Source organism: Peribacillus butanolivorans (assembly GCF_001273755.1).
Classification (GTDB): domain Bacteria; phylum Bacillota; class Bacilli; order Bacillales; family DSM-1321; genus Peribacillus; species Peribacillus butanolivorans.
Genome location: NZ_LGYA01000001.1, coordinates 3504729 through 3518561, shown reverse-complemented (window position 1 = coordinate 3518561; position 13833 = coordinate 3504729). Strand labels below are relative to the sequence as shown.

Annotated in this window: 15 protein-coding genes and 1 pseudogene; 13 read left to right on the top strand and 3 right to left on the bottom strand. The window is 39.5% G+C overall.

The features are described 5' to 3' along the window. The first annotated feature begins 187 nt into the window (after window positions 1-187). Window positions 188-1978, top strand: coding sequence for a M3 family oligoendopeptidase (locus AKG34_RS16225; protein WP_053347033.1), 1791 nt, complete (start codon window positions 188-190; stop codon window positions 1976-1978). 64 nt (window positions 1979-2042) lie between these two features. On the opposite strand, the gene pssA is transcribed toward AKG34_RS16225, so the two are convergent. Continuing rightward, the gene (gene pssA, locus AKG34_RS16220; protein ID WP_053347032.1) at window positions 2043-2582 is read right to left on the bottom strand and encodes a CDP-diacylglycerol--serine O-phosphatidyltransferase; all 540 of its coding nucleotides are present in this window, start codon (window positions 2580-2582) and stop codon (window positions 2043-2045) included. A gap of 135 nt (window positions 2583-2717) precedes the next feature. On the opposite strand from pssA, the gene AKG34_RS16215 reads away from it, so the two are divergent. Further along, window positions 2718-3503 (top strand): phosphatidylserine decarboxylase, encoded by a 786-nt coding sequence (locus tag AKG34_RS16215; protein WP_053347031.1) that lies wholly within the window; start codon window positions 2718-2720, stop codon window positions 3501-3503. 57 nt (window positions 3504-3560) lie between these two features. On the opposite strand, the gene AKG34_RS27115 is transcribed toward AKG34_RS16215, so the two are convergent. Next, window positions 3561-3701 carry a sporulation histidine kinase inhibitor Sda gene (locus tag AKG34_RS27115; protein ID WP_082527682.1) on the bottom strand — a complete coding sequence of 47 codons (141 nt, stop codon included), beginning with the start codon at window positions 3699-3701 and terminating at the stop codon, window positions 3561-3563. Between the two features lie 464 nt (window positions 3702-4165). On the opposite strand from AKG34_RS27115, the gene AKG34_RS16210 reads away from it, so the two are divergent. The 8 genes and pseudogenes from AKG34_RS16210 to AKG34_RS16175 all read left to right on the top strand — a co-directional run bounded on the left by AKG34_RS16210 (window position 4166) and on the right by AKG34_RS16175 (window position 9178). Continuing rightward, window positions 4166-4687 carry a YqeG family HAD IIIA-type phosphatase gene (locus AKG34_RS16210; protein WP_053347030.1) on the top strand — a complete coding sequence of 174 codons (522 nt, stop codon included), beginning with the start codon at window positions 4166-4168 and terminating at the stop codon, window positions 4685-4687. Continuing rightward, window positions 4684-5793: a ribosome biogenesis GTPase YqeH gene (gene yqeH / locus AKG34_RS16205; RefSeq protein WP_376183085.1), complete on the top strand. Its 1110-nt coding sequence runs from the start codon at window positions 4684-4686 to the stop codon at window positions 5791-5793. The genes AKG34_RS16210 and yqeH overlap by 4 nt, the downstream gene beginning before the upstream one ends. Window positions 5794-5812: 19 nt before the next feature. Then, entirely contained in the window at window positions 5813-6655 is an 843-nt protein-coding gene (gene aroE / locus AKG34_RS16200; protein WP_053347028.1) for a shikimate dehydrogenase, read from the top strand. Continuing rightward, window positions 6649-6939 (top strand): ribosome assembly RNA-binding protein YhbY, encoded by a 291-nt coding sequence (gene yhbY, locus AKG34_RS16195; RefSeq protein ID WP_053347027.1) that lies wholly within the window; start codon window positions 6649-6651, stop codon window positions 6937-6939. Before aroE ends, yhbY begins: the two co-directional genes overlap by 7 nt. 11 nt (window positions 6940-6950) lie before the next feature. Then, on the top strand, window positions 6951-7520 hold the full coding sequence (locus AKG34_RS16190) for a nicotinate-nucleotide adenylyltransferase (protein ID WP_053347026.1): 570 nt from the start codon (window positions 6951-6953) through the stop codon (window positions 7518-7520). Next, window positions 7510-8082 (top strand): bis(5'-nucleosyl)-tetraphosphatase (symmetrical) YqeK, encoded by a 573-nt coding sequence (yqeK, locus tag AKG34_RS16185; RefSeq protein WP_053347025.1) that lies wholly within the window; start codon window positions 7510-7512, stop codon window positions 8080-8082. The genes AKG34_RS16190 and yqeK overlap by 11 nt, the downstream gene beginning before the upstream one ends. Next, window positions 8082-8438, top strand: a complete 357-nt coding sequence (gene rsfS, locus AKG34_RS16180) for a ribosome silencing factor (protein ID WP_053347024.1) — start codon at window positions 8082-8084, stop codon at window positions 8436-8438. Before yqeK ends, rsfS begins: the two co-directional genes overlap by 1 nt. Next, a pseudogene (locus tag AKG34_RS16175) lies at window positions 8435-9178 on the top strand (class I SAM-dependent DNA methyltransferase). Before rsfS ends, AKG34_RS16175 begins: the two are co-directional and overlap by 4 nt. A gap of 102 nt (window positions 9179-9280) precedes the next feature. On the opposite strand, the gene comER reads toward AKG34_RS16175, so the two are convergent. After that, the gene (gene comER / locus AKG34_RS16170; RefSeq protein WP_269083740.1) at window positions 9281-10111 is read right to left on the bottom strand and encodes a late competence protein ComER; all 831 of its coding nucleotides are present in this window, start codon (window positions 10109-10111) and stop codon (window positions 9281-9283) included. Window positions 10112-10216: 105 nt separating this feature from the next. On the opposite strand from comER, the gene AKG34_RS16165 reads away from it, so the two are divergent. From AKG34_RS16165 to AKG34_RS16155, 3 genes are all read left to right on the top strand, one after another. Next, entirely contained in the window at window positions 10217-10858 is a 642-nt protein-coding gene (locus AKG34_RS16165; RefSeq protein WP_053347023.1) for a helix-hairpin-helix domain-containing protein, read from the top strand. Window positions 10859-10941: 83 nt separating this feature from the next. Continuing rightward, entirely contained in the window at window positions 10942-11502 is a 561-nt protein-coding gene (locus tag AKG34_RS16160; protein WP_053347022.1) for a ComE operon protein 2, read from the top strand. A 17-nt stretch (window positions 11503-11519) separates the two neighbouring features. After that, window positions 11520-13826 (top strand): DNA internalization-related competence protein ComEC/Rec2, encoded by a 2307-nt coding sequence (locus AKG34_RS16155; protein ID WP_053347021.1) that lies wholly within the window; start codon window positions 11520-11522, stop codon window positions 13824-13826. Window positions 13827-13833 lie beyond the last annotated feature (7 nt).

Here is a 13833-nt window from a genome sequence, read left to right as displayed (position 1 = left end):
TGGCTGACAGCTGGATAAATAGTTTCATGTAAACCTTCCCCTTTCCTAAGGATATAACCATAATAACATGCTTTTAATTATGGATATAGAAAAATGTTTTAAAAAATTACTGAAAATTCTTTTTAGTTAGAAAAATATAGGTGAAACCTCTATAATAGGTATATTGATAAAAGGGGGCAAACAGAAAATGGAATATTCTCTAACATGGGATTTGGATATCTTTTTTAAAGGAGGAAGCTCTTCTAAGGAATTCCTGCTTTTTTTAGATGAAATCAATCAAGAGGTTCAAGAATTTGACCGTCTTGTAAGCAAGATAAATTCAGAAGAAAATGATGAAATCAGTTTGATCCAGGCATTTGATCTTTATAAAAATTTAAATATGAAATCGAGACAGGCTAGCGCCTTTATAGGATGCCTGGAAGCTCAAAATGCACAGGATAAAAAGGCAGGTCAACTGCGAATAAAACAAATGAAGAGTGTGGCGTCACTAAAAACGGTGGTAAGTAAAATGGATGAAATGCTACTGGAGCTTGATGAGGTGTTTTTTCAGAGTATCCTTAATAAAGAGCCGTTGAATGAACTGAAATATGTATTGAATGAACGTAGAGAAAGAGCGAAGGAAAGGCTTTCTGTTAAGGAAGAGTCACTAATCACCCAGCTATCCATGGATGGGTTTGAAGGCTGGAGCCAAATGTATGATACAATTGTGGGCTCGATGACCATCCCTTTTAAGGGTGAAGCACTTTCTGTTGGTCAGGCGGCTAATAAATTTTCTGATCCGGATAAAAACGTCCGGAATGAATTGTTTACTGCTTGGGAACAGGCTTGGGATGAAAAAAGTGATCTTTTTGCCCGGACTTTGAATCATTTAGCAGGCTTTCGTCTCAGTGTGAATGAAAAAAGAGGCTGGGATGATATTTTGAAGGAGCCGCTAGAAATCTGCAGGATGAAGAAAGAAACCCTCGAGAGCATGTGGACCGTAATTGCTGAACATAAGGAGCCCCTAGTGAAGTTTTTACATAGGAAGGCAGAATTACTTGATTTGGAGAAATTAAGTTGGGCTGATTTGGATGCTCCTCTCGCTGTTACAGCAGAGTCAAAGGTAATGGATTATCAAGAAGGTGCAGATTTTATCGTGCAGCAATTTTCTAAATTTGGAACTCAGTTAGCGAACTTCACTCAAAAAGCATTTGAAGACAGCTGGATTGAAGCAGAAGACAGACCAGGAAAGAAGCCAGGCGGTTTTTGCACAAGTTTCCCTTTGGATAAGCAATCCCGGATTTTTATGACGTATTCGGGCACCCCTTCGAATGTGTCGACATTGGCTCATGAATTGGGGCATGCTTTCCATTCATATGCGATGAGGGATATCCATCCATTGAATCGATCATATGCAATGAACGTGGCTGAAACAGCCTCAACGTTTGCAGAGATGGTCGTTTCGGATGCAGCAGTGAAAGAAGCGACAAATGAGGAAGAAAAGCTGATTCTTTTAGAAGATAAAATTCAACGCTCTGTGTCATTGTTGATGAATATCCATGCTCGTTTCTTATTTGAGACAAGATTTTACGATGAGAGAAAACAGGGATATGTCAGTGCCGAACGCTTAAATGAACTAATGGTTGAAGCGCAAAAAGAAGCCTATGGTGATGCGCTAAGTGAGTATAATCCAACGTTTTGGGCTTCAAAGCTTCATTTCTATATTACAGGTGTACCGTTTTATAATTTCCCATACACATTCGGATTCTTGTTCTCATTAGGCATTTACGCGAATGCGCTTAAAGAACCTTCTGGGTTTGAAGAAAAATATATTGCTTTACTAAAGGACACCGGTTCCATGAAGGTCGAGGACTTGGCAGAGAAACATTTAGGCGTGGATTTAACTACCCGTGATTTTTGGGAAGAAGCGGTTACTGCCTGTCTGGAGGATGTCGAAGAGTTCATGCGTTTGACCGATCCTCTCGTTCAAAAAGCATAAACTTGGTCTAGTTAAAATAAGAACAAAAAAGCGGATGTCCGGTTTAGGACATCCGCTTTCCCATTTACACTTTTTTCAGTTTAAATGGACTGACCATAAGTAATGATAATATAATCATGAGGGATAAGAAAAAGACCGGGTGAAGATAAGGAATGGCTAAATAACTAACGGTGGCTAAACAGCCTGCAACGGTAATCGGAACGCCGGTAAAATATCCATTGCTTTCACTGATGTTAAAACGGGCTAGACGAAATGCGCCACAGCCGATGTAAAAAACCGTAAATAGTGTGCCTGGAGCTCCGAATTCTATTAAAATTCCTTGGTATAATAATAGAGCTGGTGCAACGCCAAAAGAAATAATATCGCACATGGAATCAAGTTGCTTACCTAATTCCGATTCAATGTTAAACTTCCTGGCAACCATACCGTCAAAGCGATCTGCAAGGGCAGCTAGGAAAATTAAAAGCAAGCTTAAATTCAATTCGCCGTGCATTACGGCAATTATTGCAAATCCACCAAGGGATAAATTCATTAAAGTAAGTATATTTGCTGTTTGGGCTTTCACTTTTTTAATGGTTTGATCTAGGGCGTGTAATAAAAACATCTTTTCACTCCTTTCAAATAAAACAAATAAAAACAAAATATAGTAAACATAAGTATTTATTATATAATAATATTTTATTTAACACAATTTATGCAAGGGGTTTTAGAATTATTTTACAATTTGGAGTGGTTTTATTTGTATCAATCTTTTTATCGTATTCTTATTGAACTGACGAATGGAAGGTATTCGTCAGGTATATTAAAGCATTTTAGCCAATCTCGTTGGAGTAAGCCGTTGATTTTATTTTATGTAAAAACGTTTAACCTTAATCAACAAGAATTTGGTAAGGACTTAAAAACTTACAACAATCTGCATGAGTTATTTACAAGACACCTAAAGCGGGAGGCAAGGCCAATTACGGTGGAATCTTCTGCAGTAGCATGTCCTGTAGATGGTGTGCTCGAGGATGCAGGGGAAATTCGAGCGGATAAAAAAATTGTAGTAAAAGGGAAAGTATATTCGATAGAGGAAATGCTAGGGGATGCGCTTTTATTAGAAAAGTACCTAGGTGGTAAATATCTCGTGTTATACTTAAGCCCGAGTCATTATCATAGGATTCATGCGCCTATTTCGGGTTCTGTGGTAAAACGCTGGACGCTTGGAAAGAAATCTTACCCTGTTAATAAATGGGGAATGAAATATGGAAAAGAGCCATTATCGAAAAATTATCGTACAATAACAGAGCTTCAAAATGAGGCGGGATGTTTAGCAATGGTGAAAGTCGGTGCCATGTATATTAATTCCATCGTTATTACTGATGAATCGAATCACTTAGAAAAAGGACAGGAATTTTCTTATTTCAGTTTTGGGTCAACAGTCGTGATGCTTTTTGAGAAAAACAGTTATCAACTCGATGAAAACTTATCGATTCCCGCTGATGTCCGTGTCGGTGAAAAGATTGGGTACATGAGAGTCGTTTAATAATCATCAAATAAAAATAAGAAGGCTGACATGTTTTGTCAGCCTATGTATTTCATTTTATAATATTGATCGGATTTTATGTGTCAAAGATCTTCGATGAATTTCCGTTTCTATGAGGCGGATGAAATCGGTACTTAACTTTAAATATTGCGCTTTAAAATAGGATTCCAGCAACAGATCATCAGATAGTTTTTGCATCAGAACGCCATTTACGGCTGCTCACCTCCAGTAGGGATTGCGAGGAATATTTTTGTAATTACTTGCATATATTAGTAGGTCATCCATGATGTACCCCTACTGTATCAGAAATAAACGTAGAGAACAATCGTTCTGTTATCCACAGTTGAAAGTGGATAACCTGTGGTTAAGTTGTTTACAAGGTGAACGAATAGATACACAACAGTATGGAAAATGTTAGTAAAGTTATCCACAGGTCAGGTTAATGAAATTTTTGTCGAATTCTTTTAGTAATAATTAGTTCTTTCGTCTGTTCAGACAGTTGGATTTTCTAGTCTTTTTGAAAAATGCCTTTCCATATTAGAAAACTTACATTATGATGATTTTTTACCGATAGCCCTTCGTTCCTAATTTTTTTTGAAAGTAAGCCAAAAATTCGATATGATGGAGACGGTAAATTTTATGAAAATTATAGAGGTGTCAATATGCTTAAATTATTTTTGCCGAGTGAACATGTTAAAAGCATTTTTAATATAGATCCTCAAGATTTGAAAAAAAGAGGGATTAAGGGAGTAATTACTGATTTAGACAATACACTCGTTGAATGGGACAGGCCGACCGCTACCCCTGATTTAATCAAATGGTTTGACAATATGCGGGACCATGGGATTTTAGTGACGATTGTGTCCAATAATAATGAAAAACGGGTACGTGCTTTTTCCGATCCGCTTCATATTCCATTTATTTTTCAGGCTAGAAAGCCGATGGCGAAAGCTTTCCATAAAGCCCGTAAGGCGATGGGATTGAAGGTAGAGGAAACAGTGGTAATCGGCGATCAGTTATTGACGGATGTATTGGGCGGAAATAGAGGTGGGTTTCATACCATCCTAGTGGTCCCTGTCGCACAGACTGACGAATTCAGAACGAAAATCAATCGTTATTTTGAAAGAAAGATTATGGCGTTTTTTAAACGAAAAGGAATGATAGAATGGGAGGAGCACAATTGAACAATCATCAAGAATTAGTGTGCATCGGCTGCGGCGTTAAGGTCCAGACGGAAGATCCGAAGGAATTAGGCTTTGCGCCTAAATCAGCACTTGAAAAAGAGAGCATTGTTTGTCAGCGTTGCTTTAAACTGAAACATTATAACGAAGTTCAGGATGTTTCCTTAACAGACGATGACTTCTTGAAAATCTTGAATAAAGTAGGCGAAACCGATTCATTAATCGTCAAAATCGTCGATATTTTTGATTTCAATGGAAGCTGGCTGCCGGGCCTTCATCGCTTTGTAGGCAGAAATGATGTTCTTTTAATTGGGAATAAGGTGGACTTACTGCCCAAATCAGTAAAGCCGAACAAATTGATTAATTGGATGAAACAATCTTCGAAGGAACTGGGATTGAATCCGGTTGATGTTCTCCTTGTCAGTGCCGAAAAAGGAAAGCATATTCTTGAAGCTGCTGATGCGATTGAACGGTATCGTCAGGATAAAGATGTCTATGTTGTTGGCTGTACGAATGTTGGTAAATCGACTTTCATCAACCGTCTTATTAAAGAAGTGAGTGGTGAAGGGGATATCATCACGACTTCTCATTTTCCAGGCACAACTTTGGATATGATTGAAATTCCTCTAGATGATGGACATGCCTTGATCGATACACCAGGAATCATTAATCATCATCAAATGGCTCATTATGTAGATAAACGTGATTTCAAGGTGATTATGCCGAAGAAGGAAATCAAGCCGAGAGTGTATCAGCTGAATGAAGAGCAAACGCTATTTTTCGGCGGTTTGGCTCGGTTGGACTATGTTTCGGGTGGCAGACGCTCGCTGACTTGCTATCTTTCGAATGAATTAAATATCCACCGGACAAAACTGGAAAAAGCGGATGAATTATATAAAAATCATGCAGGAGAATTACTGACGCCTCCGCGTCCTGAACAGATGGAAGAATTTCCGAAGCTTGTTCCTCATGAATTCTCCTTAAAAGATGGTAAAATGGATATTGTGTTTTCAGGCCTTGGCTGGGTAACTGTCAATGAACCAGGTGCGAAGATCGTTGCGCACGTTCCAAAAGGTGTGAACGTCATAGTTCGTAAATCATTAATCTAAATATAGGGGTCGTCTGTCTATGAATAAGATATATGGGGTAATAGGAGATCCAATTGCGCATTCGATGTCTCCGGACATTCATAATGATGCATTTGAAAAAGAAAATATAGAAGCGGTTTATCACCATTTTCATGTAAAACCAGAGAGCTTGATTGAAGCGGTACAGGGTATGAAAGCCCTTGGTGTAGCAGGGTTTAACATCACGATTCCTCATAAAACTACGGTCATCCCACTTCTTGATGAAGTAGATGAGCTGGCCCTTGCAATTGGAGCGGTTAATACAGTTATTAACGAAAATGGACGATTTATAGGGTATAATACAGACGGAATAGGATTTTATAAATCTTTATGCGATGAAATATCAGGTGACATTAAGGCTAAAAAAACGTTAGTGATCGGAGCGGGCGGTGCTGCACGTGCGATTTATTTTACACTTGTAAAAGAAGGTGTAAAGCACGTTGATATTGCAAACCGGACAAAGGAAACAGCAGCCCACCTTGTTTCTGATTGCCCATATGATAAAGAATCAAAGGCGCTCACGATTGCCGAAGCGGAAGAAAGCTTATCACAATATGATTTAATCATCCAAACAACTTCTTCTGGAATGAGTCCGCACATTGAACATTCTCCGTTGAAGTTGGACCAATTGAAGGCTGATGCATTTGTCAGTGACATCATCTATAACCCTTTGCAAACGAAATTGCTTCGTGAAGCGAGGGAAAAAGGGGCGGAAACGCAAAATGGTGTTGGTATGTTTGTCTACCAGGGTGCGCTCGCTTTTGAGATATGGACGGGCATCATGCCTAATACAGCAAGAATGACAGATATTGTCTCGAACAAACTAGGAGGTAACACATGTTAACAGGTAAACAGAAAAGATTTTTACGATCAAAGGCCCATCACCTAAATCCAATTTTTCAAGTTGGAAAAGGCGGGGTTAATGATAATCTCATTAAACAAATTGGTGAGGCGCTAGAAGTACGCGAACTAATCAAGGTTAGCATATTGCAAAACTGTGAAGAAGACCGTAATGATGTGGGTCTTGCATTATCAAAAGGGGCAAGAGCAGAATTGGTTCAAATTATCGGTAACACAATTGTGTTATATAAAGAATCAAAAGAAAACAAACAACTTAAACTACCTTAAGGAACCTATCTATGAAAAAAATTGGAATTCTTGGCGGTACATTCAATCCTCCTCATATCGGTCATTTAATTATAGCTAATGAAGTGCTGGATGCTCTAGAGTTAGATGAAATTAGATTCATGCCAAATCATGTTCCTCCTCACAAGGAAAAAACGGAGGAAGTAACCGATATGGACAGGTTGGCTATGTTGGAAAATGCCATAGCTGGACACCCATCTTTTTATATTGAGGATATTGAAATAGAAAGAAAAGGCACATCCTATACGTATGATACGATTAAATTGCTGAAAGAACGCGAACCAAGCAATGAATTTTATTTTATAATAGGTGCAGATATGATTGAGTATTTACCTAATTGGCACCGGATCGACGAGCTTATGCACCTAGTCAATTTTGTCGGAGTGAAACGTCCCGGCTATAATGAAAAGACAGAATATCCAATCACGATGGTGAAGGTTCCACAAATGTTCATTTCTTCCTCTATGATACGAAGGAAATTGCGAACAGGAAAAACCGTGAAATATTTAATAGCAGATCCAGTGGTGAAGTATATTAAAGGGAATGGTTTATATGAATCGTGAGAAAGCATTAGCGCTCGTCAAAGAACAAATAACCGAGCGCAGGTATATTCATACGTTGGGCGTGGTCGAGTCAGCAATAGAACTTGCCGAACAGTATGGTGCAGATGTCAAAAAAGCGGAACTGGCAGCTATTTTCCACGATTATGCAAAATTTCGTCCAAAAGAGGAAATGGAGCAAATAATAATCTCTGAAAAAATGGCGCCAGATTTACTTGAATTCAATATGGAACTGTGGCATGCTCCTGTAGGGGCTTATCTGGTAGAAAAAGAAGCCGGTATCACTGACCGTGAAATATTGGATGCGATTGCCTATCACACATCAGGCAGGGTCGGTATGAGCCTTTTGGATAAGGTCGTATATCTTGCTGACTATATTGAGCCTGGGCGTTCTTTTCCTGGAGTCGACGAAGTAAGGCAGACAGCAAAGGAAAACTTGGATCGTGCTGTCATTCAAGCTTTAAGGAATACAGTTGTATTTTTAATGAAAAGAAATCAGGCAATTTACCCTGATACATTTAAGACATATAATGATTTAATCATGAATTTGAAGGAGAAGATGTAATGACTGAACGTGAACTTCTTGTAATTGCAGCAAAAGCGGCGGACGATAAAAGAGCGGAGGATATCGTTGCTCTAAATATGCAAGGTATTTCTTTGGTGGCGGATTACTTTTTAATCTGTCATGGTAATTCTGAAAAACAAGTACAAGCTATAGCTCGAGAAATGAAGAGCAAAGCAGACGAATCAGGGATCAATGTAAAACGCCTTGAAGGTTTTGAGGAAGCGAAATGGGTACTTGTAGACCTTGGAGATGTTGTAGCCCACATTTTCCATAAGGATGAAAGAAATTATTATAACCTTGAACGTTTATGGGGAGATGCACCTTTTGAAGATCTAGAGAGTGAATTGACTCCATGACTTACGAACGCTTTGCCTATGTATACGATGAATTGATGAAGGACGCTCCCTATGAAAAATGGCTGATGATCCTGACGGCGAAGCTGGAACAGTACGGAATTGGTGGAAGGAAAGTCCTGGACTTAGCATGCGGCACAGGGGAAATAACAGTAGAACTGGCGCAGCATGGATTTGATGTATCTGGTGTAGATTTGTCTGATGAAATGTTGATGGTTGCCAATGAGAAAGCGGCGAAGCTAGGGTTATCGATTCCCTTTTTTTAGCAGAATATGGCAGAACTCGAAGGGCTTGGTCTATATGACTGTGTCACGATTTTTTGTGATTCGTTGAACTATCTACGTGAGGAAGCGGATATTGCAAAAACGTTCTCCAGGGTGCATGAACATCTGAAGGATGGCGGATTATTTTTGTTTGATGTTCATACTATTTATAAGATGGAAGAAATCTTTCACAATAATACGTTTGCCGTCAATGATGAAGAGGTCTCCTATATTTGGGATTGCTTCCCGGGTGAAGAAGCATACAGTGTTGAACATGATTTAAGTTTTTTCGTGAGGGACAATGATAGTGGCTTGTACGACCGTTTTGATGAGTTGCATTATCAGCGTACCTATCCGGTAGAGCAATATAAAAAATGGTTGCAACAAGCAGGTTTTGAAGTTTCTGAACTTCTGGCGGACCTTGAAGAAGCACCGGTCGGTAAAGAAACCGAAAGAATCTTATTTGTAGCCAGAAAATAAATCAAGGGGTCAGACCTCCTATCGTACAACACTGTGCGAAAGGAGGCCTGACCCTTTATTTTTTTATATTTTTAGAAGGAGAATAGATTTTGGATGCGAATATTAATAAGGATGGCCAAATTGTTTTTCAACCTCGTGAAGATCTTCTGCGAATTTTTCGTGTGTCGCTTGAAACAGATGATGAAACATTTCTCCGGTTTCAGCTTCTAAAACCTTAATTCCTTCCCCTGTGATCCCACCTTTTACGCAAACCTTTTCCTGTAAGGTCGGTAATGTGTAAACTCCCTTACCAAGCAATTCACCTAACCCAATCAGCATGTTCTCGGTCAAAGTCGTTGCGGTTTCTTTATCTATCTTCGTTGTTTGACATGCTGCTTCAATAAAAGCTTGTGCTAAAAAGCTAAAGAAGGCAGGTCCGCAGCTTACAATGTCGGAAGCTACCCGGGTGATATCATTTTCAATGATGACCGGTGCCGATATGGCAGATGCCAGATTTAATAAGGATTGCTGTGTCTCTTTGCTGCACCCTTTGCTGAAGCTCAGTAACGATACCCCTGATCCCACACGGTTCGTTATGCTTGGGATAAAACGGGCGCATGGAGCATTCACTTCTGATTCAAGCTGTGCCACTGAAAGCGGGCTTGTAATGGAGATAAGTAGTTGTTCTCTTTTTATATGGTGTTTGATGCCCTGTAAAAGGCTGTGAATTTGTAATGGTTTTACGCAGAGAAAAATAAAGTCTGCCTGTTGGACGATCTCGGCGGCGCTTTTCGCTACCTCGATACCGGGATGCTTTTCTTTCAGCACCAATGCTTTGGAGAGCGTTCTATTTGTAATGAGTAGATCAGCCGGATTTAGTATTTTAGCCTCCAGCCACGCTTCGATTAAAATCGTTCCCATATTGCCTGTTCCAATTACACCGATTTTCTTCAATACTTTCAACTCCTCTCACTAAAAGCGAATCTCCTAAAAACACTATGTATTTTTAATCTGTCCTATGACAATGTAATGTTCGAAATCAAAGAAGGAGGCTAAGAAATGGATAAAATATTAAAAAAGAAAATGGCGATGATTGCCGCTGCAGTAGCTACTGGGGCGGTAGGAGTTTACTTTTTCTTTCAACCTGGGAAGGAACTGGTTGAAACAGAAGATATCTTTACAGTATCAGCAAACGATGGCATCGATGAAATGACAACTGAAACGGAGGGAGAACCTCTTATCATTAAAGTCGATGTTAAGGGAGCAGTACAGGCACCTGGTATATTTACTGCGGAGGCAGGTGACAGGGTGATTGATTTGATTTCGAAAGCGGGAAGTTTCACAGACAAGGCCGATAAGGATAAAGTGAATTTTGCCCAAATTGTTGAGGACCAAATGGTCATTTACGTACCCCAAATAGGTGAAGAGGGCATAGAACTTCCCGAGAATGCATCAGCCGCCTCGAGCGGAACTGCGGCTACTGGAGGGGCATCTGAGAGTTCAAGGGGCCAGGTTAACTTGAACACAGCTACAAAGGAGGATTTAGAAACCCTGTCTGGGATTGGCACATCAAAAGCAACGGCCATCCTTGAATACAGAGATACGATAGGGAAATTCAAGCAGATAGATGAATTGAAGAATGTATCAGGGATCGGTGATAAAACGTTTGAAAAATTAAAGGATTCTATTTCCGTCAAATGATTGATTGAATTCTCTACACAAATGGACAGGAAGAAGGTAAAATTGAAGAAAATCAATTTTATTAAGTAAAAGGGGACCACAACATGAACAGGATTAGCTGGGATCAATATTTCATGGCTCAAAGCCATTTACTAGCTTTAAGAAGCACATGTACACGACTAACTGTAGGCGCAACAATCGTTAGGGATAACCGGATTATTGCGGGAGGCTACAATGGTTCGATTGCCGGGGGAACGCACTGTATTGATGATGGTTGTTATGTAATAGATAATCATTGTATTAGAACGATACATGCTGAAATGAATGCACTTTTACAATGTGCCAAATTCGGTGTGCCGACTGCAGAGGCGGAAATATATGTGACACATTTTCCATGCTTGCAATGCTGTAAATCACTCATTCAAGCTGGAATCAAAGCTGTTTATTATGCAGAGGATTATAAAAACCATCCATATGCAATTGAATTGTTTGAGCAGGCTGGGGTCAAAACGGAAAAGGTTGAAGCAAGAGGAGCCATCGATGTATACGGAAAAGAAAAACAGGACTTTGTACGTTCGTTGCTAGGTCAACTTGAACAATCCGGTTTAGAGAAAGAAGCTGTGCTGGAGCTAGAAAAGGAGGCAAAACTGTTATTTAACAAATAATTAGACAGGGGGTTGGCATGGCAAGACAACTTCTCTTTTTAGCCGTTTCGGCCACGTTTGGCGTTTCGGCCCATTCATTTTTTAGTGTAAGACTTTTAATCGTTTTCCTTATTTTCCTCTGTTTTATTTATTATTCGAGTGCGGGTGAAGGGAAGACCCTTATACTTCATATGGTGATTATGGGGATTTTTTTAGGGTCCGCTACTGCCTCCGAACATCGAAACATCTCTTCTTATAAGGGAACAGAAAGTCGTTTTGTTATTACATTTACAGACCAACCGAAAATAGATGGAAATCTATTAAAAGGTTTCATCATCAGTGAACAAGGTGAACGGCTGATGCTTCGATATAAAGTAGCCTCCGAACAAGAAAAGGAAAAGCTGAATCAGTATCTTCGCATCGGTTTATCTTGTCCGGCCGAGGGAGATCTGCAGGTTCCTGACAAACACCGTAATGAAAACAGCTTCGATTATCATCGTTATCTCCTCCAGCAAAACACTCATTGGATATTTAAAGCGAGTTCTATTTCTTTTTCGAAATGCAAAAAGGTTGGAAACTCGATTGTCGTTTCAATTCGAAATTTGCGGATGAAAGGAATTTCGTATATAAAAAAACACTTTCCAGAAGAATCGAGCGGATTTGTCACAGCCCTTATTTTCGGTGATCAGACGGATATCGATGAAGGGGATCTTACTAACTATCAGCGTCTAGGTCTTGTTCATTTACTGGCGATTTCGGGACTTCATGTCAGTTTTTTAACAGGGATGTTGTTTTATCTTGGTATCCGCTTAGGAGTTACTCGCGAAAGAATGATGATTGCCATCCTTATCTTTCTTCCGATTTACATGATACTTTCAGGAGCAAGCCCGTCAGTGATGAGATCATGTTTGATGGCTATGGTATTCTTTTTGCTTATGCTTTTCAAGAAACGAATTTCAGCAGGTGCCACGATCGGTGCGGTCTATATGACGCTGCTATTTTTTCAGCCGCTTATGCTCTATAATATTGGGTTTCAGCTTTCTTTCGCTGTCACCTTTTCAATCATTATGTCTTCGAAAATCTTTTTGCAGTACCCACAAAAGACACTACAACTTTTCATTGTCAGCTCAATCTGCCAATTGGCAGCCCTTCCGATTTTGCTTTTTCACTTTTATGAAGTATCTTTCCTTGGTGTGCTTCTAAATGTACTGTATGTGCCTCTTTATTCCATCATTTTGCTGCCTTTTTCACTAATCACCCTCTTTATCCATCTGTTACTTCCTGTTTTAGGTCAACCCCTTATTTCGTTACTAAACTTCACCTTCCTGCTCAGTAATAAGGTCGCCGATGCTGCATCGAATCTTCCTCTTGCCTCCATTCCGTTTGGAAAACCACTTTTCATTATGATGTTGTTGCTTGTTGTTGCAGTTTTAGGACTGTTCCTGACTTGGGAGAAATCTTTTAGTAAATGTAAAATCTGGTGTGGAATAATGATTTTACTTTTACTTTTTCAATACAATCTACAAAAGCTATCTCCATTCGGTGAAGTGCAGATAATTGATGTTGGACAGGGTGATTCAATTTTAATTACTCTTCCGTTTAACCGAGGAAATTACTTGATTGATACGGGGGGACAAATTACGTTTCCTATGGAAATGTGGAAAAAAAAGCGAAAGACTTATAATACGGCTGATGATATCATTATCCCGCTGCTGAAAAGTAAGGGCATTCACCATTTGGACAAGCTGATTTTAACGCATGCCGATGCTGATCATATAGGAAGTGCAAAAGAACTCATTGAAAATTTCAAAGTTAAGGAGATAGTTATTGGAGGTTGGAGTGAGGACGATTATCGAGATAAAGACTTTGTTTCCATTGCAAGAAATAAGAGGGTAAAAGTGACAGTCGTACGAAGGGGCGAACATTGGAAAGTTGGGGAAGCTGAGTTTTTCGTTCTAGATCCACATAAAAAAGAAGAAAATAAGAATGATTCGTCCATTGTTTTATATACAGAGTTAGGGGGATTGTCCTGGGTATTTACCGGAGATATGGGGGAAGAGGGGGAAAAAGAATTGATGGATACTTACCCACAGTTGCGGGCGCATATTTTGAAGGTCGGTCATCACGGCAGTAAGACTTCTTCCTCGAAGCCTTTTCTTGAACAATTGCAGCCAAAAGCAGCGCTTATTTCAGTTGGAAAGGAGAATAGGTACGGTCACCCACATGAACAAGTTATTGAGGCCTTGAAAGAATATAATATTTATTTGTTTAGGACGGATGAAGATGGTTCTATTATTTACAAGTATTACAAAAGTGAAGGAACCTTTCGGAAGACTATTCCATAGTATGTAG